Origin of the sequence: Paenibacillus sambharensis (assembly GCF_003233845.1) — a bacterium.
GTDB classification, from domain to species: Bacteria; Bacillota; Bacilli; order Paenibacillales; family Paenibacillaceae; genus Paenibacillus_I; species Paenibacillus_I sambharensis.
Genome location: NZ_QKRB01000035.1, coordinates 1 through 19,617, shown reverse-complemented (window position 1 = coordinate 19,617; position 19,617 = coordinate 1). Strand labels below are relative to the sequence as shown.

19 protein-coding genes and 1 rRNA gene are annotated in these 19,617 nt (G+C 53.7%); 1 reads left to right on the top strand and 19 read right to left on the bottom strand.

Going from position 1 to position 19,617, the window contains the following annotated elements; translation table 11 throughout:
* Positions 1 to 37: 37 nt before the first annotated feature.
* The 3 genes from ispF to DNH61_RS05120 all read right to left on the bottom strand — a co-directional run bounded on the left by ispF (position 38) and on the right by DNH61_RS05120 (position 2,510).
* The gene (gene ispF, locus DNH61_RS05130; protein WP_111145603.1) at positions 38 to 520 is read right to left on the bottom strand and encodes a 2-C-methyl-D-erythritol 2,4-cyclodiphosphate synthase; all 483 of its coding nucleotides are present in this window, start codon (positions 518 to 520) and stop codon (positions 38 to 40) included.
* A gap of 4 nt (positions 521 to 524) precedes the next feature.
* Complete coding sequence (gene ispD, locus DNH61_RS05125; RefSeq protein ID WP_111145663.1) at positions 525 to 1,247, bottom strand: 2-C-methyl-D-erythritol 4-phosphate cytidylyltransferase; 723 nt, start codon at positions 1,245 to 1,247, stop codon at positions 525 to 527.
* A 165-nt stretch (positions 1,248 to 1,412) separates the two neighbouring features.
* Positions 1,413 to 2,510, bottom strand: a complete 1,098-nt coding sequence (locus DNH61_RS05120) for a PIN/TRAM domain-containing protein (protein WP_111145602.1) — start codon at positions 2,508 to 2,510, stop codon at positions 1,413 to 1,415.
* Positions 2,511 to 2,666: 156 nt separating this feature from the next.
* On the opposite strand from DNH61_RS05120, the gene DNH61_RS05115 reads away from it, so the two are divergent.
* A complete protein-coding gene (locus DNH61_RS05115; RefSeq protein WP_111145601.1) occupies positions 2,667 to 3,056 on the top strand; it encodes a DUF1573 domain-containing protein in 390 nt (129 codons plus the stop codon).
* A gap of 71 nt (positions 3,057 to 3,127) precedes the next feature.
* Here the strand turns inward: DNH61_RS05115 and pssA are convergent, their stop codons facing one another.
* The 16 genes from pssA to DNH61_RS05035 all read right to left on the bottom strand — a co-directional run.
* Positions 3,128 to 3,871, bottom strand: a complete 744-nt coding sequence (pssA, locus tag DNH61_RS05110) for a CDP-diacylglycerol--serine O-phosphatidyltransferase (protein ID WP_111145600.1) — start codon at positions 3,869 to 3,871, stop codon at positions 3,128 to 3,130.
* A 113-nt stretch (positions 3,872 to 3,984) separates the two neighbouring features.
* A complete protein-coding gene (gene disA / locus DNH61_RS05105) occupies positions 3,985 to 5,061 on the bottom strand; it encodes a DNA integrity scanning diadenylate cyclase DisA (RefSeq protein WP_111145599.1) in 1,077 nt (358 codons plus the stop codon).
* Between the two features lie 10 nt (positions 5,062 to 5,071).
* Positions 5,072 to 6,439: a DNA repair protein RadA gene (gene radA, locus DNH61_RS05100; protein ID WP_111145598.1), complete on the bottom strand. Its 1,368-nt coding sequence runs from the start codon at positions 6,437 to 6,439 to the stop codon at positions 5,072 to 5,074.
* A 182-nt stretch (positions 6,440 to 6,621) separates the two neighbouring features.
* Entirely contained in the window at positions 6,622 to 7,719 is a 1,098-nt protein-coding gene (locus DNH61_RS05095; protein WP_111145597.1) for an ABC transporter ATP-binding protein, read from the bottom strand.
* Complete coding sequence (locus DNH61_RS05090) at positions 7,719 to 9,470, bottom strand: ABC transporter permease (protein ID WP_245947951.1); 1,752 nt, start codon at positions 9,468 to 9,470, stop codon at positions 7,719 to 7,721. Before DNH61_RS05090 ends, DNH61_RS05095 begins: the two co-directional genes overlap by 1 nt.
* Positions 9,471 to 9,484: 14 nt before the next feature.
* Positions 9,485 to 10,573: an ABC transporter substrate-binding protein gene (locus tag DNH61_RS05085; RefSeq protein WP_111145596.1), complete on the bottom strand. Its 1,089-nt coding sequence runs from the start codon at positions 10,571 to 10,573 to the stop codon at positions 9,485 to 9,487.
* A 204-nt stretch (positions 10,574 to 10,777) separates the two neighbouring features.
* A complete protein-coding gene (locus DNH61_RS05080; RefSeq protein ID WP_111145595.1) occupies positions 10,778 to 11,161 on the bottom strand; it encodes an antibiotic biosynthesis monooxygenase in 384 nt (127 codons plus the stop codon).
* A gap of 162 nt (positions 11,162 to 11,323) precedes the next feature.
* Positions 11,324 to 13,780: an ATP-dependent protease ATP-binding subunit ClpC gene (gene clpC, locus DNH61_RS05075; protein WP_111145594.1), complete on the bottom strand. Its 2,457-nt coding sequence runs from the start codon at positions 13,778 to 13,780 to the stop codon at positions 11,324 to 11,326.
* Positions 13,781 to 13,782: 2 nt separating this feature from the next.
* Positions 13,783 to 14,859: a protein-arginine kinase McsB gene (gene mcsB, locus DNH61_RS05070; RefSeq protein WP_111145593.1), complete on the bottom strand. Its 1,077-nt coding sequence runs from the start codon at positions 14,857 to 14,859 to the stop codon at positions 13,783 to 13,785.
* Positions 14,860 to 14,880: 21 nt separating this feature from the next.
* Complete coding sequence (gene mcsA / locus DNH61_RS05065) at positions 14,881 to 15,399, bottom strand: protein-arginine kinase activator protein McsA (protein WP_111145592.1); 519 nt, start codon at positions 15,397 to 15,399, stop codon at positions 14,881 to 14,883.
* Positions 15,400 to 15,447: 48 nt separating this feature from the next.
* Positions 15,448 to 15,909, bottom strand: coding sequence for a CtsR family transcriptional regulator (locus DNH61_RS05060; RefSeq protein ID WP_111145591.1), 462 nt, complete (start codon positions 15,907 to 15,909; stop codon positions 15,448 to 15,450).
* A 265-nt stretch (positions 15,910 to 16,174) separates the two neighbouring features.
* Positions 16,175 to 17,350, bottom strand: coding sequence for a GNAT family N-acetyltransferase (locus tag DNH61_RS05055; protein ID WP_245947949.1), 1,176 nt, complete (start codon positions 17,348 to 17,350; stop codon positions 16,175 to 16,177).
* Between the two features lie 122 nt (positions 17,351 to 17,472).
* Complete coding sequence (locus tag DNH61_RS05050; protein WP_111145589.1) at positions 17,473 to 17,883, bottom strand: DUF3147 family protein; 411 nt, start codon at positions 17,881 to 17,883, stop codon at positions 17,473 to 17,475.
* A 13-nt stretch (positions 17,884 to 17,896) separates the two neighbouring features.
* Entirely contained in the window at positions 17,897 to 18,265 is a 369-nt protein-coding gene (locus DNH61_RS05045) for a DUF3147 family protein (protein ID WP_111145588.1), read from the bottom strand.
* A 311-nt stretch (positions 18,266 to 18,576) separates the two neighbouring features.
* Positions 18,577 to 18,789: a hypothetical protein gene (locus DNH61_RS05040; RefSeq protein ID WP_111145587.1), complete on the bottom strand. Its 213-nt coding sequence runs from the start codon at positions 18,787 to 18,789 to the stop codon at positions 18,577 to 18,579.
* A gap of 207 nt (positions 18,790 to 18,996) precedes the next feature.
* A 23S ribosomal RNA gene (locus DNH61_RS05035) occupies positions 18,997 to 19,617 on the bottom strand; the annotation flags it as partial.

Here is a 19,617-nt window from a genome sequence, read left to right as displayed (position 1 = left end):
CCAAGTCCCCTTCGTATCGTATCGTTCATTCAACCGATCATAGCACATCGCGCACCAGGCAAACAACAGACTGGGCGGCGATTCCTTCGCCTCTGCCCGGAAAACCAAGCTGCTCGGTAGTCGTCGCTTTTACGTTCACCTGCTCCAGCTCCGCTTCCAGCACACGCGCAATAACCTCCGTCATCTGCGGGATATACGGCAGCATCTTCGGCCGCTGGGCGATGATCGTGGAATCAATATTCCCAAGCTTATAACCCCGCTCCTTCGCCAGCTCCCATACCCGCTCCAGCAGCTTGACGCTGTCCGCATCCTTAAAGGCAGGATCAGTGTCGGGAAAATGCTTGCCGATGTCACCGAGGCCGAGTGCGCCAAGAACGGCATCAGCGATCGCATGCAGCAGAACATCCGCATCCGAGTGACCGAGCAGCCCTTTCTCATACGGTATCGTTACTCCGCCAATAATACAGGGCCTGCCCTCTACCAATTGATGCACGTCAAATCCTTGTCCAACCCGAATCATGCTTCTATTCCCCTTCCCTATTTCCGCCGCGCCGGTCCCGCTCTTCCAGCAGGAAAGCAGCCCACGGCAAATCCTCAGGCGTCGTAATCTTGATGTTCGTGTACTCACCCTCTGCCACGGTCACCTGCTGTCCGCAGCGTTCCACCAGCATCGCGTCATCCGTGCCTACGAATGCGTCCGCCTCCGCCCTGACATGGCACTCCATCAGCCTAGCGCTGTTGAAGGCCTGCGGCGTCTGAATGGCCCAAAGACTGCTGCGGTCAGGTGTGTCTTCGATCACCCCGCCCGGTCCCACCTTCTTGATCGTATCCTTCACCGGTACGGCCAGCACCGCTGCTCCGCTGTGGACAGCAGCCGCCATGCAGCGTCTCACTGCCAAGGGTGATACGAGCGGCCTGACAGCATCATGCACGAGCACCCAGTCTGAGCCGGATGCCTTCAATCCTTGATAAACAGAATGCTGGCGTTCCGCCCCGCCGGGCACCACAGCCTTCACTTTGCCCAGCCCGTATTCCCGGACAAGCTCCCGGCATCGCTCGATATCATTCTCACCCGTAACCAATATCGTCTCTGCTATGTCCTCCATCCGTTCAAACAGCTGAAGGGTATGTATCAAAATCGGCTTGCCGAGCAGCGGCAGATACTGCTTGCTCTCTGCAGTCCCCATGCGGGTTCCGCGGCCAGCCGCTACAACTATCGCGCTCCAGGTCCTCTCTCCGCTCATCATTCTCTTGTCCTCGCTGTACATGGAATACGTCTATCATACACCACCTTTTCCAGCGTATACAATAACCTGCACACCGCCGCAGCAAGCAAAAGCAGCCGGTCTTATCGCATATGCAGAGCATCCGCGTAAGACCGGCCATTCTTTTATTCTATGAACACAGCTCGTTCACTGCGCCTTCTCCAGCAGCTTCGGCTTAGCGAATATCATCCGCCCTGCTGAGGTTTGAAGCACGCTTGTCACAAGCACTTCCATGGTTGTTCCAATGAAATCACGGCCGCCTTCCACCACGATCATCGTGCCGTCGTCCAGATAAGCAACTCCCTGTCCATGCTCCTTGCCATCCTTAATGACTTGAACCACAATTTCCTCACCTGGGAGCACGACCGGCTTAACGGCGTTCGCCAGATCATTGATATTGAGCACGGATACACCCTGCAGCTCGCACACCTTATTGAGGTTAAAGTCGTTGGTTACCACTTTTCCGCGAAGCGCTTTAGCCAGTTTAACCAGCTTGCTATCCACTTCTCCGATCTCCTCGAAATCACCTTCATAGATGAGTACCCGCACATCAAGCTCCTTCTGGATCTTGTTCAGTATGTCGAGTCCCCTGCGGCCCCGATTTCGTTTCAGGAGATCGGAGGAGTCAGCGATATGCTGCAGCTCTTCCAGAACGAATTCAGGGATAACCAAGGTGCCTTCAATGAATCCGGTTTTGCAGATGTCTGCAATCCGTCCGTCGATAATAACGCTTGTGTCCAGAATCTTATGTTCTTCATAGAAGCGGTCTTCCTCTTCCGCGGGAGCTGGCTTGCGGGCCTCAAGCAGCGCCTTGACACCCGCTGTAATCTCCTCACGCTTGTTCAATCCGATCCGCATACCCATATAGCCGCATAACAGCGTTAGCACTGCAGGCAATATCATTCCAGCCCCTGTCAGGCCTGCTGTAACCGGATAGAGAAGAGCGGACAGGGTCAGGCCGGCTAACAGGCCTATGCTGCCGCATACCAGCTCCGGCATTGGAACGGCTGTCGCCCGTTCGGCCCCCGTCTGCATCCAGCGAATGATCGAACCCGCCAGTACAGTTGCTGTCAGCAAACCGCACAATGCTCCCAGACCAACATTCGTATAATAAGCTCCACTTTGCTTCATCATCCCGAAGGCAGGCTCATTCCAGATTGCACCGGCATTCATCCAGCCGTATGCCAAATCTCCGCCCATTCCTCCAAAGACTATCCCCATGATTTGTATCATGCGTTTCAACATTGGGTTCACCTCCATTACAATTATGCGCCAATATTTCGCGGTCTAACCGTAGGGGGTAAATTTTTACCAATGAGAATGTGATAAAGATTTTTGTAACCGGCCCTGCCATGTTCTATAATAGAGTGGGAAAGCAAATTATGAAGTGAGGTGGAATGCATGAGCGCCCTAACGCTGGAACAATTTCAGCAACAGGTATCAGAACTACTGCTTCGTCACCGCAGTTTGCTGGATGTCATGACTAAATTTGGACAATCGGGTGCTTCTGTCAACCGAGCTGTCACGAAGGCTGTAACCGAATGCGGCTGTGTCGAGCTTCATGCCCGGAAGCAGGACTTCCCTGACGAACTGGAGCAGGCCAAGAGCAAGCTTGACCATCATCTGAACGGCCAGCTCTGCGAGCACTGCAAGGATGCAATCCGCTCGGAAATCGGCAGAAACCTATTTTACTTATCGTCTATGAGCAATCTGCTCGATATTAAACTTGAAGAAGTGCTGGACCAGGAATCGAAGAAATGCTCAACGCTTGGCATATTCAATCTGACTTGACCGCTCAAATATAAAACCGCCTGACCATTATGGCAGGCGGTTTTATTGTTGCTGGCAAACCTATTCGCTGATTAGGCGCTATGCTCCGAGTGTTTCGGTTCATCGCCGCTGTGGCGGGATTTCCCGCGTTTGCGGGTTTTCACCAAGCGGCGGTCAACGTTTTTTTTTAGACCGTAGAGTGCGTACAGCACAAGCGGAACAAAGATGAGTTTGGATAAGTGCTCCGGCAGATAAATGCCCAGGACCACCACGACGGCAACAATTAACGGAACCGCCCAAACTGCCCCGCGAGGAATACCGACCTTCTTGAAGTTCGGATACTTGATGTTGCTGACCATCAGATAGGACAGTACCAATGTGCTGATCAGCAGCACGGACACCGGAATATCCTGGTAGAACAATGCCAGCGTACAGACAACGCCTCCGGCAGCCGGGATCGGCAAGCCGATAAAATAGCCAGGCGTTCCAGCGACAACATTGAAGCGGGCAAGCCGCAGCGCCCCGCAAATCGGGAACAGGGCAGTAACGATCCAGGCTACAGCCGGGTTAAGCTCTTGAAATGCGACAACGTACATAATGAATGCCGGTGCTACACCAAAAGATATGACATCGGACAAGGAATCCAGCTCCTTGCCAAACTCGCTCTGCGCATTAAGGGCACGTGCCACTCTGCCGTCCACGCCATCTAAGAGCATGGCGATAATAACCATCATCGCCGCCATCTCCGGCTTTTCGTTAAAAACCGAGATGATGGCTATGACACCCAGGAACAGGTTGCCAATCGTGAAGAGACTCGGTATGGATTTTGTGATCATTGGCTCCACCTCATTTATACTATACCCCATTTTGCGTTCTTCGGAGCGGAAAATCGACAGAAAGATGCAGGGACAGACAACTTTTTTGAACCCATCAGAAAATTTTACCTATTTTAGATCTGTCTGTCAATGAAAACTTGCTCCTGAATACGCTTCAAGCCTTCCTTGATTGCACGGGCACGAACCTCGCCGATACCGTCCACTTCGTCCAGCTCTTCGATGGTAGCCATTACAATATGGGGCAGGTGGCCGAAACGCTCAACCAGATTGTTCATAATGATTATCGGCAATCGCGGTATTTTATTTAACAGCCGATAGCCTCTTGGCAGAACTGATTCCTCTGACATGGCCCCCGCTGCCGGGTAGCCCAGAAGCTTGATAATAATATTCACATCGAGCAGCTCTTCCGAGCTCAGCTTCTTGAGACCCGTACGAATTTCACGGATTTTATCATCCACATTGTCCCTGACGTAATCCTTCAGCAGGAACCAGGCATCCTCTTCCACGCCGCCGACGAGCTCTTCCATCTGCATGCTGATCAAGCGGCCCTCAGTGCCAAGTTCATTCACGTACCGCTTAATCTCCGTCTTGATCCGCAGCACCCGCTCCAGCCGCTGGATCACGCCAGCCACCTCCTGTAGCGTCACCATCTCTTCAAATTCGGAAGCGGACAAGTTCGTGAAATCCTGGCTCAGTACAGCCTTGTACTTCTCCAGTGTTTGAATGGCCTGGTTCGCCTTGGTGAGGATGACCCCAATGTCCTTAAGCGAGTAACGAAGATTGCCTTGATACAGGGTTATGACATTCCGGCGCTGCGAGATGGACACGACCAGCTTCCCGGTCTGCTTCGCAACCCGCTCAGCCGTACGGTGACGGATCCCCGTCTCGATTGACGGAATAGAGCTGTCCGGGATCAGCTGTGTATTCGCGTACAGAATTCGGCGCAAATCCTCACTTAAAATGATAGCTCCGTCCATCTTGGCAAGCTCATATAAATAGTTCGGTGAAAAATCACAGTTGATCGAGAATCCTCCATCGACCACTTCCATGACTTCGGGACTATAGCCCACTACGAGAAGGGCTCCTGTCTTGGCCCGCAGCACATTCTCCAGCCCTTCACGAAAGGGCGTACCCGGCGCAATCAGCTGCAGCAGTTGATTCATAACTTCCTGTTGATTTGACTCTTTCATGATGGCCCCCCTAGCCAAGCGCAGCCTGCAAGGCTTCCGCCACCGTTCCTACGCCGATTATTTCGATTCCCTTCGGCGGTGTCCAGCCTTTCAGGCTCTTCTCAGGCATAATAACCCTCTTGAAGCCCAGCTTGCCGGCTTCCTTCACCCGCTGCTCTGCACGGGACACCGCGCGCACTTCTCCTGTTAGTCCCACCTCACCGAAGAATACATCAAAGGGGCGGGTAGGTGCATCTCTAAAGCTTGAGGCAATACTGACGGCTGCAGCTAGATCAACAGCTGGTTCATCCAGCTTGACCCCCCCTGCGACATTCAGATAAGCGTCCTGGTTCTGCAGGAACATACCCATCCGCTTCTCCAGAACAGCCAGAATCAAGGACATACGGTGATGGTCAATACCCGTGGACATGCGCCTCGGAGAGGGAAAGTTGGTCGCAGCGACCAGAGCCTGAAGCTCTACTAGTACCGGGCGTGTGCCCTCCATACTGGCGACAACGGTTGACCCGGATACGCCAAGCGGCCTTTCCGACAGGAATAACTCCGAGGGGTTCTCCACCTCGCGGAGTCCTTCCTCCCCCATCTCAAAAATCCCGATCTCATTCGTGGAGCCAAAGCGGTTCTTCACCGCCCGCAGCAGCCGGTAGGAATGATGGCGTTCCCCTTCAAAATAAAGCACACAGTCCACCATATGCTCAAGGAGTCTGGGGCCCGCAATTGCCCCTTCCTTGGTTACGTGACCGACCAGCACCGTAGCGATTCCCTTAATCTTGGCCAGCCGCATAAAATACGCCGTACATTCGCGCACCTGCGCGACACTGCCCGGCGCTGACTGAACCGACGGCTCATAGACCGTCTGTATAGAGTCAATGACCAGAAAATCGGGCTTGACAGCCTCAATGGCATCGCCGATCTGTTCAATGTTCGTCTCGCAGAGCACATATAGCTTATCGGTCAAAGCCCCCAGCCGGTCTGCGCGCATCTTGGTCTGCCGGACCGATTCCTCGCCGGATATATAAAGCACGGTGAGCCCTGTTACCGCAAGGGCATGAGAGGTCTGCAGCAGCAGCGTGGACTTCCCGATGCCGGGGTCTCCCCCCACCAGAATCAGTGATCCTGGAACGACGCCGCCCCCGAGTACACGATTGAGCTCACCCATTCGGGTCTCGATACGCGGTTCCCGCCCGCTCTCTATGTTTATGATAGCCTGCGGCTTTTCTTTCGTCTGAATGATGGAGGAACCGAATCCCTGTGTCTTAACTACTGTTTCCTTCTCTTCCACCATTGTGTTCCATGCACCGCAGCCTGGGCATTTACCCAGCCATTTCGGCGACTCCGTACCACACTCTGTGCAAACAAACTTTATTTTTAATTTGGCCATCAGCCGCTCCTTTAACCGATTACGTATCATTCAAAGTTTACCATTTCCCGCCCGCCGATAAAACCCCTGAACGAATATCTGTTCGAGAATTTAACAAAAAACCGCCTGCACTAACCGTTTCCGGTTGTGCAAGCGGCCTATAGAACGATTTCTCCCTCAGTAAACTCCCCTGATCCCGCTGATCACGCCTGGTACTGAACGGCAAAATTACGGACGGCCGGTATACGGTGACCGGATTGTTCACGGTAGGTGACCGTTACCCTCTCCCCCCTGCCAAACCGCTCATCGGCATGAACGTCAAGCATCAGATTGCCGTCCGTCTTCACAATGTAATGATATTCCTTGCCCTGGAACTGCACATTGATGATCTCAGCCAGCAGTCCGGGTTCCGCCCCTTCCTGTTCATGAGCCCCAAGCTTAAGCTCGTCTGGCCTTGCTGGAAACAGCTTCGATGATTGAAAGGACTGTGCCACGTGGCGGCCGTCCCATCGGCAGCCCGCACCCTTCGGCACAAAACGGCTTCCCTGCCAGATGCCAGGTATCAGGTTCGCCTTGGATACGAACCGGGCAACAAATTCTGTCTCCGGGTGCAGATAAATCTGCTCCGGCGTACCGACTTGCTCCATGCGGCCTCCGTTCATCACCACGATACGGTCTGCCATCGCAAGCGCCTCCCCTTGATCATGAGTGACATAGACGATCGCCGCGCCGGTGGTGTGGTGAATATTCTGAATTTCGCGCCGCATGTCCATTCGCAGCATAGCATCAAGGCTGCTGAGCGGCTCATCCATCAACAGCAGCTCCGGTTCGGCGGCAATTGCCCTTGCCAGCGCCACACGCTGCTTCTGGCCGCCCGACAGCTGATGAGGCTGCCGGTTGGCCAGATGGGCCAGGCCAACCAGCTCCAGCACCTCTGCCACGCGTTCGTTCACCCGCTGCCGAAGCGCTGCCGATACACCTCTATGATGCTTGAGCGGGAATGCCACATGCTCACGGACCGACAGATGCGGCCATAGGGCGAAGGATTGGAACACCATACCAACGAGGCGCTGCTCAGGGGGCATGGTCCATCCTGGTGCGGACATGCGTTTTCCGTTTAGGACGATTTCGCCTTCTGTCGGCTCCTCGAAGCCGGCAAGCAGCCGCAGCAGCGTAGTTTTCCCGCAGCCTGAAGGGCCTAGAATGGCCATAAACTCGCCGGACTCAATGGTCAGGCTAATATTCTGGAGCACCTCGGTTCGGCCGAAGCGTTTGGTGACACCGGTGATTTGAATACTCATTATGAATTTTCCTCCCGTCTTCCGCTGAACCGCTTAACCAGCTGCAGCATTCCGAATCCGATCAGTATCAGCAGTACAATCAGGCTCGACAAGGCCGTTGAATAGGCGGTGTCGCCTGCCTGCTCAAAATTAAAGATCGTCACGCCGATCGTCCGGCTGCCTGGTGACCACAACAGTGCAGATACCGTCAGCTCCGTCAGAGCCGTCAGGAATACGAGCAGCGCGCCTCCAGCCAGTCCCGGCAGAAGCTGTGGGAGAAGGACGTACCGCCACAGCTTCCATGAGCCCGCCCCAAACATCCTTGAGGCTTCCTCTGTTGCCGGGTCTACCTGCATGATTGCCGATACCGAAGCCCTTACCTGGAGAATAAGAAAACGGCAGAAGTACGCGATCAGCAGAATGCCCGCACTGCCGTAAATACCCGGATTCCATCCTGGCACCGGCTCCATCCACGCCAAAATCATCATGAGGCCAAATACGATGCCCGGCAGCGTATACGGGATACTTACAGCCGACTCCGCCAGCCTGGTGATCCAGGATGGACGGCGCACCGAGGCATAAGCAAGCGCAGTACCGGCCAACAGACAGCTCACAAGCGTCACCAGAGCAAGCGTGAGGCTGGTTTCCACCGCTTCTCCCACCCGCGGATTATCAAGCAGGACATACCTGTAGTTAGCGAATGTCATATTGCTCCACGTGAAGGGAAGCCCATATGCCCGCTTCAGTGAGGTCGCTGCCATCGACAGAAGCGGCACGAAGGTGATCACTGCAAAGCCGCCCCACAGAATGACTTCCAGCATTCCTCTGTATCTGCCCAGCCTGATTCTGGGCCTGTCATCCTCCTTGGCCGACTCTCCCGTACGAACACGTCTTACCGCCGCCCACTGCACCAGGGTGCCTCCCAGCGCCAGCAGCCCCAGCAGCATGGATAAGACAGCTGCACGCGAGAAGGCTGAAGGGCCAAACCCGGCGATTTCTTCATAGATCAGTGTACTCAATACCGAGATCCCTACGGGTATTCCCAGAAAGGCGGGAATACCAAAGTTGTCCAGGGAGGCCAGGAATGCAAGCAGCGTGCCCCCTGCCAGTCCCGGCATCGCCAGCGGCAGTGTTATGCGAAAGAAAACCTTCCAGCGGCCTGTGCCGCTTACTCTGCCTGCCCATTCCAGATCTCGGGGGATTTTCTTCAGCACACTCAGGGTCAGCAGGTATACCAAGGGGAAATGATGAATCCCCATCACAAAGATAATGCCGCCATAGCTGTAGATGCTGAAGGGCTTGGCACCCGGATCGAACAGGCGAAGCAGCTGGGCTGCAAGTCCCTGATTGCCCAGAAAGGAAGCCCATGACAGGGTCAGCACATAGGAGGGCAGGATAAAAGACAGCAGCATCACCAGATGCAGCGCCTGTTTGCCGCGGATATCGGTATAGGCCATCACCCAAGCCGCTCCGATTCCACAGACAGCAGACACGAGTGTAGATCCGGCCACAATCCACAGGGTATCCTTAAGCGTCTTCCACGTGCGCGGCTCGTTCATCACATCCATGTATGAACTCAGCCCGAGACTGCCCTGTCCCTCAAAGCTCAGCAGAATCAGCTTGAACAGCGGAATAATGAAGCAGAACAGCAGGATCAGCAGCAGGACGAAGAGCCACGTTTTTCGCAGGGCCATACGGATATAAAGAGAGGGACCGCCATCAATCCGGCCGATCCCTTGTTTCTGGTTTGCTCGTGTCGGTATCGAACTCATCTGCAGATCCCTTCTTATTCCCCAAAGAGACTGATGAACGCCTTCTTGTCCTCTTCACGGGCTTCAGTGAGCACCGCAATGTCCCCGGACAGAACCTTCATCTCGCTGACAGTCTTCAGGCCCTCTGGTGCTGCGATTCCTTCACGAACCGGTGTGTACCCCGTTTCAGCCGCCAGCTTCTGCCCCTCTTCTGACAAAACAAAGTCGACAAAGGCCTGTGCAGCAGCCTCGTTCTTCGTCTCCTTCATAATACCGATCGGCTCGGTTATGACCGGCACGCCTTCTTCAGGGTAAACCAGCTCCACCGGAGATCCCTTTTGCTTTTCCCTGACTGCCAGGAAATCCACGACCATGCCGTATGATTTTTCACCGGCTGCTACCGCCTTGATCACCGCACCGTTGCCTTTAATGACGGTCATACCATTCTCCTTCAGCTGTTCGAAGAAGCTCCATCCGAAGTCTTCACTGCGGGAGAGAACGCCCACATTGTAGGCCGCAGCACCGGAATAAACCGGGCTTGGCATAATCGCTTGATCCTTATTCTCCGGCGCCGTTAGCACGGACCAGGAAACAGGGGCCTCCTGTACCGCTGCTGTGTTATATACGAGAGCTGTTGCCATCACTTTGGTACCAGTATACATGCCGTCCGGGTCAGCCATCTCCTCCGGAATACTCGCGCGCTCCGGAGATTCATATTTCAGCAGCATATCGGCTTTCTTCAAGCCTTCGAAGGTAACCGCATCGGCGACCAGCAGCACATCGGCCTGAACCTTGCCCGCTTGCTTCTCGGCCATTACCTTAGCAATGACTTCTTCTGTTCCTGAACGGAAGGTCTCCACTTCAACATCCGGATATCGGCTGTTAAAAGCGTCCACAAGCTTCGTGACATCCTCTTCAGGCTGCGAAGTGTAGAACGCCAGCTTGCCGCTGACTCCGGAAGCTTCCGTTTCACCAGCTTGTCCATTATTCGAAGCGGCTGCTCCTGTTGTACTCGTATCTCCTCCAGCATTCTCCGCCGTATTCGTCGTTCCCGTCTGGTTTCCGCCGCATCCGCTCAATGCCACGATGACCATCAAGCCAGCCAGCAGTGTCTTGAATTTCATAGCTGCATCGTCTCCTCTATAGAATCTATGTACAAGGGCAAATTATAGAGAAGGTTTGTTAGCCTTATGTTATCCAGGGTTTATCGGGCCATCAAATTTTCTGGGCATGCAAAAAAGCCGCAAACGTCCTGACGTTTCGGCACGTTTACGGCTTGCATGAGGTTCTTCTAATTCAGCTAACAGTCGGGCTGACACTTCTCCAGCTTATGCCTTCTCCTGCGGGTGCGTGAACAGCACCTGATGGATTGTCAGCTTGGCCCCCAGCATAATCGGGCCTTCACCCGCCTGCTCGGCTTGTCCTTCAGAAGCGGGCCGGCCATGCTGGCCGCCTCCCTGCGCAGATGCCCCGCCCTTGCGGCCATGGGCTTCCTTGAACGCATCGCTGTTGACCCAGCCGTCAAATGCCTCCCGGCTCTCCCAAGTGGTGCAAACCTTGAGCTCGTCATGCTCCTCTGTACCTTCCGTCTTCAGCAGCTCCATCCGGACAAACCCAGGCGCATGCTGCACTCCCTTCGGGTTCATGAACCGCTCGGCCACTGCATCCGCGTGACCGGCTTTGATTTTGATCGTATTGGTTACAAGAATCATCTTCATTCCTCCTCTGAAGCGTATGGCTTCAGTTTACCAATGATCTCCATCGTGTACAAATTGGGCTGAGTTCCGGTATGCAAAAAGCCGCCCCCGGCAGCTAAAGCTGCGGAGACGGCTGTCTATGGTTATATGCAATCTGCTGGTGGTCCGGCTAACTTCTTACTTCTTGCCTGCCGGCTCCTCCGATGATGCGCCAGCCGGCTCTACGACCAGCGTACCCTCACGCTCATCAATGACCAGCGTATCGCCTTTGGAGATTTTGCCCATCAGCAGATCCTCGGACAGACGGTCCTCGATGTGCTTCTGGATCGCGCGGCGAAGCGGTCTCGCACCATACTGCGGATCAAAGCCTTCCTTCGCCAAAAATTCTTTGGCAGTGTCTGTGAGAGTGAAGTCAACCTCCTGCTCACGCAGACGCTTGCGAAGCTCCTCGGACATCAGCGTCACGATCTGGGCGATATGCTCCTGCTCAAGTGAATGGAACACAATCGTCTCGTCGATCCGGTTGATGAACTCCGGACGGAAGTTCTTCTTCAGCTCGGCCATGACTTTGTCCTTCATTTGGTTAAACTCTCTGCCTGCATCCTGTGCAGCCGTAAAGCCAAGCGTGGAATTCCGCTTGATCTGATCAGCACCCACATTGGAAGTCATAATAATCAGCGTGTTGCGGAAATCAACAACGCGGCCTTTGGAATCAGTTAGACGGCCGTCTTCCAACACTTGCAGCAGAATGTTGAACACTTCCGGATGAGCCTTCTCAATCTCGTCAAGCAGAACAACCGAATACGGCTTGCGGCGGACCTTCTCGGTCAGCTGGCCGCCTTCTTCATAGCCAACATATCCCGGAGGCGCTCCGACCAGTCTGGACGTCGAATGCTTCTCCATGTACTCGGACATATCAATCCGGATAACAGCCTGTTCATCACCAAACATCGCCTCCGCCAGAGCGCGGGCCAGCTCGGTTTTACCAACACCTGTAGGACCAAGGAAGATGAACGAGCCCATTGGGCGCTTCGGATCCTTAAGACCTGCACGGGCGCGGCGGATAGCTCTTGCTACCGCTTTGACCGCTTCATCCTGACCGATGACACGGTCATGCAGAATCTCCTCCATCTTCAGCAGGCGCTCCGTCTCCTCTTCCTTCAGCTTGCTGACCGGAATTCCCGTCCAGCTTGCCACTACCTGAGCAATATCCTCAGGCGTCACTTCAGAGTCCGTGCGGCCCTGCTTTTCTTTCCACTGGTTCTTCGTAACATCCAGCTCTTCGCGCATCTTCTGCTCGGTATCGCGCAGGGCTGCTGCCTTCTCGAACTCCTGGCTCTGCACAGCCGCATCCTTCTCCTTGCGGATGTCATCCAGACGCGTCTCCAGCTGCTTGAGGTTTGGCGGTACCGTATAGGAATTCAGTCTCACCTTGGAGCCTGCTTCATCAATCAGGTCAATCGCTTTATCCGGCAGGAAGCGGTCGGTAATATAGCGGTCCGACAGCTTAACAGCCTGTTCAATCGCCTCGTCGGTAATCTTCACCCGGTGATGCGCCTCATAACGGTCACGCAGGCCGCTGAGAATCTGGATCGCTTCTTCAACAGACGGCTGATCAACCGTAATCGGCTGGAACCGGCGTTCAAGAGCGGCATCCTTCTCAATATACTTGCGGTATTCATCCAGCGTGGTCGCACCGATACACTGCAGCTCTCCCCGCGCGAGAGCCGGCTTGAGAATGTTGGAGGCATCAATCGCGCCTTCCGCGCCGCCCGCGCCAATCAAGGTATGAAGCTCGTCGATGAAGAGGATGATGTTGCCGGCCTGGCGAATCTCATCCATGATCTTCTTCAGCCGATCCTCGAACTCACCGCGGTACTTCGTTCCGGCTACGACAGACCCCATATCCAGGGTCATGACGCGCTTGTCACGAAGGGTTTCGGGAATTTCATTGGCAATAATCTTCTGGGCTAGGCCTTCAGCAATCGCTGTCTTACCAACGCCTGGTTCACCAATCAGCACCGGATTGTTCTTCGTCCGGCGGGAGAGCACCTGAATTACACGCTCAATCTCCTTGCTGCGGCCGATAACCGGGTCAAGATGGCTCTCGCGTGCGCTTGCTGTCAGGTCACGGGCCAGACCGTCAAGGGTCGGTGTGCTGACATTCGCAGGCGTGCCATGGCTGCTTGATACTGCTTCGCTGCTGCCAAGCAGCTGAAGCACCTGCTGGCGGGCCTTGTTCAGGCTGATGCCCAGGTTGTTCAATACGCGTGCAGCTACGCCTTCGCCTTCACGAATGAGGCCAAGCAGGATATGCTCGGTGCCGACATACGTGTGGCCCAGCTTGCGCGCCTCATCCATCGAGAGCTCGATAACCTTCTTGGCACGCGGCGTATAGGCAATATTCGTAGGCTGCTCCTGACCGCGGCCGATCAGCGTTTCCACTTCATCCTGGATCTTCTCCAGACCCAGTCCGAGGCCGATCAGCGCTTTAGCCGCTATACCTTCACCTTCCCGGATCAAGCCGAGCAGGATATGCTCCGTTCCAATGTTGTTATGACCCAGTCGTACCGCTTCCTCTTGTGCAAGAGCAAGCACCTTCTGCGCACGTTCCGTAAATCTTCCAAACATCATGTTCAAACACCTCCGCTTTCCGATTTCAATAGCTGCCCGCGGATTAGTTCCGCTCGGCGTATGTCACGCTGCTCGGGGTTCAGCACCTCGTCAAACACCTGCTGCAAAAACCCGGGCTGCGTCATCACCATTAGTTCATTCATGACACAGGGCGGCACATCCTGAATAATGCCAAGGTCAATACCCAGCCTCACATCCGACAGCCGCTGGGCGGCTTCCTTGGAATCCATAATGGAGGCATGGGACAAAATTCCGAAGGACCGGTTCACGCGATCCTCCACACGAACGCGGGATTCCGCCATCAGCCGCTCGCGCGCCGCCTTCTCATGCTCAATAATCTGGCGGGCCACGCCATACAGATTATCAATAATTTCTTCTTCCGATTGTCCCAGCGTAATCTGATTGGATATCTGGAACAGGTTGCCCACTGCTTCGCTGCCTTCGCCGTATAGACCTCTTACTGCCAAACCCACCTGGGTAATTGCCGACAGAATACGGTTGATCTGCTGGGTCAGCACCAGCGCAGGCAAATGCATCATGACAGAAGCCCTTATTCCTGTGCCGACATTGGTCGGACAGCTGGTCAGATAACCGAGCTTCTCATCGAAGGCAAAATCCACAGCACCTTCAAATGTATCATCAATCCGGCTGGCGACCGTCCAGGCTTCCTTGATCTGAAAGCCCGGGTACAAACACTGGATGCGGAGATGATCCTCCTCATTAATCATAATGCTGACGGACTCCTTATCATTCAGGAGCAGCGCTCCACCCCTCGACTCATTGGCAAGCCCGGGACTGATGAGATGCTTCTCCACCAGCACTTTCTTCTCCAGCTCGTTCAGCTCGGATAATATAAAAATATCAAACCTTCCGAAAGATTCCAACCTTTCATCCCGCGCAACGCCTGTCAGCTGCTCCATCACTTCTCGTGACTGCTGGTTTGTCGCCAGCATCGGGAAGGGATGGCGGCTTAAATTGCGGGCGATCCGAATCCGGCTGCTGATGACAATTTCCGAATCCGGCCCATTGGTTTTCATCCACTCGCTGAGCGCATCCTGCGCAAAACGTCGGCGTTCCATACGCACTACTCCCCCTTCCGCTTAAGCGTCCGCTAATCGCCGCTCCAACTCACGGATCCGGTCCCGGATCTGAGCCGCACTCTCAAACTCTTCATGCGAGATCTTCTCCTGAAGCTCCAGCTTGAGCTGTTCAATCTCCCGCCTGGACTGGATTTGCTGGCCGCTGCGCAGCGGGATTTTACCCACATGCACTGTGTTGCCATGCACACGCTTGAAGAGCGGATCAAGCCTGCCTGAGAAATGACGATAGCAGGAGCTGCAGCCAAAGCGTCCAATCTTGCTGAACTGGCTGTAAGTCAGACCGCATTCCTCACAGCGGATGGTCTGGGGCTTGGGACCAAGTCCCGATTGAGCCGCCGGCTCAAAATCGAGCAGTCCGGACAAGAGACTATGGATGGAGAAGCCGCCGGGCGTACCAGGTATCAATTCACCCTTCTCCCGTGCGCATGCCTCACAGATATGAAATTCGGTCTTCTCCCCATTTACAATCTTCGTAAAATGAAGTGTGGCGGGCTTCTTTCCGCACTCCTGACATTGCATCTGGAATACTCACTCCTTCTCCCGGTCATGCCAAGCACCGAGCGATGATCAGCGTGCCAACAGGGAAATCAGCATAGCCTTCAGCAGCCTAGCCCGCAGTTCGTCACGCTGGGGAAGCTTAAGTGCAATCGTATTACGGCAAATAGCCGCTCTCAGCAGGTTCGCCTCCCGCTTTGCAATAATACCCGCTTCCTCCAGCTGATAAATCAGGCCTTCTGCCGCCGTCTGGTCAACCTGCTCCCCAATCGTCTGATGAATATGGGTATGAATGACCTTCAGCGTCGGAAGCTCAACTCGCTGGATACGGATATATCCGCCGCCTCCGCGCTTGCTCTCCACCACATAGCCCTTCTCCAGTGTAAACCGGGTACTGATCACGTAATTAATTTGTGAGGGCACGCATGAGAACTTGTCTGCCAGCTCATTACGCTGAATTTCGACGGCTCCTTCAGAGCTTTCCTGAAGCATCTGCTTAAGATACTGCTCAATGAGATCGGAAATGTTGCGCATATCACCAACCTCCCCAAGCTGCTGCAGAATTACGGGACTGCATAACTTCGCCTCACTTGACTTTGACTTTCTTTGACTTTAACTTAATTATACGCAATTTTATCGTGTCGTCAAGCCTGTTATCCATGATGTTCATTAAATAGCTTGGGGCGGATGCGCCGCGATTTATACTTACCCTTACCCTGTTTTCCAAACTTTGATTGTTTGGCAGGCTTTGGGTAACTGCAGCGGCATCAGCCCCATGGAAGACGATAACCCCAAAATTTTAGAAGAAATCCGTTAAATAGGTCGTCCGGTCAGGAATCAGCCGCTCCAGCAGCTGGATCGTCTGTTCACCTGCTGATAACCTGCCAGCCTGAGAGAGCAGAGAAGGGCGCTTAAAGCTAAGCAACATCGCCGTAAGCGTCTGAATATCACAGCTGGCATCCGGCGTATGCGCCTCCATCTTGTCACACGGCTGCACGGAGGCTGTTCCATCAGCGGATATCCTGACTGTCCAGGTACCCTCATTCCAGGGGGCGTAGGGGTCAGACAGCTGGATAGTGAATTCGTGCAGCTCTCCGGTTGCCTGAAGCTTATACTGCTCCAGGAAAGGCTTCACATCTACAACTCTCGCCATAAAGTAAGGAATAATCTCCTGCTTAAACCGCGGGTTGCCTGCCACAAAAGAGGTATAATCGTTAATCGGCACAGTCATCTCAACGCGGTCAATCATCGAGTCATGATTGCTGATGAAGGTCCACAGCGCTGTCCGCGCCTCTTCATCCAGCGGTATGAATTCGTGTACGGTAAACACCCGGTCCTTGACTGCATATAGCATGTAGCCGGCCGGCTCTCCATCCGCCCGATAGTAAACAGCCGCATGTCCGGGCTTTCTGTCAAATACCGACTCCTTCCACCAGCTTTCGTCACGCTTCAGCATGCCGTTATACCGGACAGCGTATTGCCGGTAGATCCCATCCAGCAGCGGAATATCACCATTCCGGCGTTCAATCCTGCCCTGGTACGGCTGGCGCTCCGGCAGGAATGCCGTTTCAATCACATAACGCTTATATTCACAGTACATTTCATATCCGTATTTATGATAAAAGGAAAACGAAAACGGGTGTAGGCAGGAGATCGTTTGCCCCTCCTTCTTCATCGTTTCCAAAGCATGAGACATCAGCATCGCAACCAGGCCTTTACGTCTTTCCTCAGGCCAAGAGGCAACAGACGCCACACCTCCCATCCGGTATACCCCGCCATTGACATACAGCTCCAAGGGATGTAGGGACAGCGAGGCTTTCAGCTTGCCGTCCTCGAACGCTCCCCAATTCTCTTCCGGCTTAAACTGGCTTCTGTTCTCCTCCCTCTCCTCTTCAGTAAGCTCAGCTTGAAAGGCATACAGAAGCAGTTCCATTTGGGTATCAAATTCATCTTGGCGAAATTGTCTGATCTCCACTTGCGCAAGCACTCCTTCCCGGTTCAGTTATTGACTTGTATGTATGTCACAGCATGATGTATATAAATCCCATTATATACCTACCCTTCTACCGCTTCAAAAGGCAAAAGAAAAACCGGAGACTATAAGTCTCCGGCTGCTCGGGCTGCCGCTGGCGCTGCTGCTGCTTTGTGCTTATGCTGCTGGGTTACCCAATCCTTCATACGTGCTATGACAACCGCACTTCCAAACCATAAGACAATACCGAATAGTATACTAAGCCACCAATATGGCCGCCAATTCAAGAACACTAGCACCGTTAAAACACATACCGCGCAACCAAGCATCCCGTAGAAGGCACCCTGAGCAATCTGGGCTGCTTTCCTTGATCCATTCTCCTGACCCACCACCATAACTGCAGTCACCATAACCGCAGGGAAAGCTGCAAACATTCCCGCCAAGAGCTTCCAGGGCAGTACAACCGACACCAGATAACTGAGCATTACAGCCAAACCGCCTAATACAAAACGAAGAATTAAATCCTTGCTTTTCATACCTATCGCTTCCTTATGAATAAGATTGCGCGAAAAGCGCGATTAGCATCGATACAGAAAGCCAGCATACGACAGACAATGCAATGCCTTTCTTCCAGCCCTGCTTCATGCACAGCACACCTGCCATAAGAGCCACGAAGCTGTTAATTCCCATCCCGACTAGAGCACCCTTCGACAGCATGATGGACTGGTCAATGAGCTCTGCTCCCGACGCATCCATTCTAATCGTCAGCAAGGCTGCCAAATATACGGCCGGAAAAGCCGCGAATATGCCGCCGATTCTGCCGCCAAGCTTCCTTGCTATTAATGTAGATCCAAGAACCGCAGCGCCGCCAATGATGAATCGTATAGCCATAGCGGCTACTAACGAAGTATCCAGCATGGTTCCTCCTCCTTACCAGTTGATCCGGTACATTCAGCACCTGGCTTGGTTCCTTATGCCTATCCTCTGTATGCCTCATCGGCTCTCTATTATCTGTATCGATCATAACATGATCAATCTGTTCTAAATGTGAAATAATTCACTATAGATTTGAGCGGCCACCTCATGTGCCCAAAATAAGAAAACCTTCTCTCCAGTGGAGGAAGGCTAGATTTATTGTTTCCATAGAAGGATTAGAACGATTTAAACCCAATATCTGTGGTGGAGCGTTATAGCTTCGCTGATGGATAAAACCGTGCAGTTAAAAATTTCTAGTGATGCTCTTCCGGGTCAGCAGCAAGGTGCAGCCCAATTTTTGCAGCCTCGGTGATGGCATTACTTACTGGCTGCGGTTCCTCGCACTGAAGACCTTGTTCGACATGGTTACGATGTTCATCTGCCTCTGCAATTCTTTCCTTAACCCGGGCCGTATCCGTTGTCGACCGATGACCCATGTTCCGTCCTGTGGTCTGCTGCTTCTTCATTGAATTCTCTCCTCCTTCAATATCCCGCTGCGCCGATTATTCTCTTCAATAGGATGCTCAACAATAACGACAATACTCATGAACGTAGGCATGCAAAAAAGAGCGCCTGCCCAATATCTCGGACAAACGCTCTTGCTTATGGGTGTTACACCCTGAAAACCGGATGCGAATGAAGTTATAGAACCTTAGCTGGTTTGTTGTTCTTAATAGGATAAGCCCTCGACCGATTAGTATTCGTCAGCTGCACGCATTGCTGCGCTTCCACCCCGAACCTATCAACCTGGTCGTCTACCAGGGGTCTTACGAATTGGGAAATCTCATCTTGAGGGGGGCTTCACGCTTAGATGCTTTCAGCGCTTATCCCGTCCGTACTTGGCTACCCAGCGGTGCTCCTGGCGGAACAACTGGTACACCAGCGGTACGTCCATCCCGGTCCTCTCGTACTAAGGACAGCTCCTCTCAAATTTCCTGCGCCCGCGACAGATAGGGACCGAACTGTCTCACGACGTTCTGAACCCAGCTCGCGTACCGCTTTAATGGGCGAACAGCCCAACCCTTGGGACCTACTTCAGCCCCAGGATGCGATGAGCCGACATCGAGGTGCCAAACCTCCCCGTCGATGTGGACTCTTGGGGGAGATAAGCCTGTTATCCCCAGGGTAGCTTTTATCCGTTGAGCGATGGCCCTTCCATTCGGTACCACCGGATCACTAAGCCCGACTTTCGTCCCTGCTCGACTTGTAGGTCTCGCAGTCAAGCTCCCTTATGCCTTTGCACTCTCCGAATGATTTCCAACCATTCTGAGGGAACCTTGGGGCGCCTCCGTTAC

Excerpts from the sequence above, each read along its gene's own strand:
- ispF (WP_111145603.1), bottom strand. The coding sequence starts at position 520 with ATGATTCGGGTTGGACAAGGATTTGACGTGCATCAATTGGTAGAGGGC.
- ispD (WP_111145663.1), bottom strand. The coding sequence starts at position 1,247 with ATGATGAGCGGAGAGAGGACCTGGAGCGCGATAGTTGTAGCGGCTGGC.
- DNH61_RS05120 (WP_111145602.1), bottom strand. The coding sequence starts at position 2,510 with ATGTTGAAACGCATGATACAAATCATGGGGATAGTCTTTGGAGGAATG.
- DNH61_RS05115 (WP_111145601.1), top strand. The coding sequence starts at position 2,667 with ATGAGCGCCCTAACGCTGGAACAATTTCAGCAACAGGTATCAGAACTA.
- pssA (WP_111145600.1), bottom strand. The coding sequence starts at position 3,871 with ATGATCACAAAATCCATACCGAGTCTCTTCACGATTGGCAACCTGTTC.
- disA (WP_111145599.1), bottom strand. The coding sequence starts at position 5,061 with ATGAAAGAGTCAAATCAACAGGAAGTTATGAATCAACTGCTGCAGCTG.
- radA (WP_111145598.1), bottom strand. The coding sequence starts at position 6,439 with ATGGCCAAATTAAAAATAAAGTTTGTTTGCACAGAGTGTGGTACGGAG.
- DNH61_RS05095 (WP_111145597.1), bottom strand. The coding sequence starts at position 7,719 with ATGAGTATTCAAATCACCGGTGTCACCAAACGCTTCGGCCGAACCGAG.
- DNH61_RS05090 (WP_245947951.1), bottom strand. The coding sequence starts at position 9,470 with ATGAGTTCGATACCGACACGAGCAAACCAGAAACAAGGGATCGGCCGG.
- DNH61_RS05085 (WP_111145596.1), bottom strand. The coding sequence starts at position 10,573 with ATGAAATTCAAGACACTGCTGGCTGGCTTGATGGTCATCGTGGCATTG.
- DNH61_RS05080 (WP_111145595.1), bottom strand. The coding sequence starts at position 11,161 with ATGATTCTTGTAACCAATACGATCAAAATCAAAGCCGGTCACGCGGAT.
- clpC (WP_111145594.1), bottom strand. The coding sequence starts at position 13,780 with ATGATGTTTGGAAGATTTACGGAACGTGCGCAGAAGGTGCTTGCTCTT.
- mcsB (WP_111145593.1), bottom strand. The coding sequence starts at position 14,859 with ATGGAACGCCGACGTTTTGCGCAGGATGCGCTCAGCGAGTGGATGAAA.
- mcsA (WP_111145592.1), bottom strand. The coding sequence starts at position 15,399 with ATGCAATGTCAGGAGTGCGGAAAGAAGCCCGCCACACTTCATTTTACG.
- DNH61_RS05060 (WP_111145591.1), bottom strand. The coding sequence starts at position 15,909 with ATGCGCAACATTTCCGATCTCATTGAGCAGTATCTTAAGCAGATGCTT.
- DNH61_RS05050 (WP_111145589.1), bottom strand. The coding sequence starts at position 17,883 with ATGAAAAGCAAGGATTTAATTCTTCGTTTTGTATTAGGCGGTTTGGCT.
- DNH61_RS05045 (WP_111145588.1), bottom strand. The coding sequence starts at position 18,265 with ATGCTGGATACTTCGTTAGTAGCCGCTATGGCTATACGATTCATCATT.
- DNH61_RS05040 (WP_111145587.1), bottom strand. The coding sequence starts at position 18,789 with ATGAAGAAGCAGCAGACCACAGGACGGAACATGGGTCATCGGTCGACA.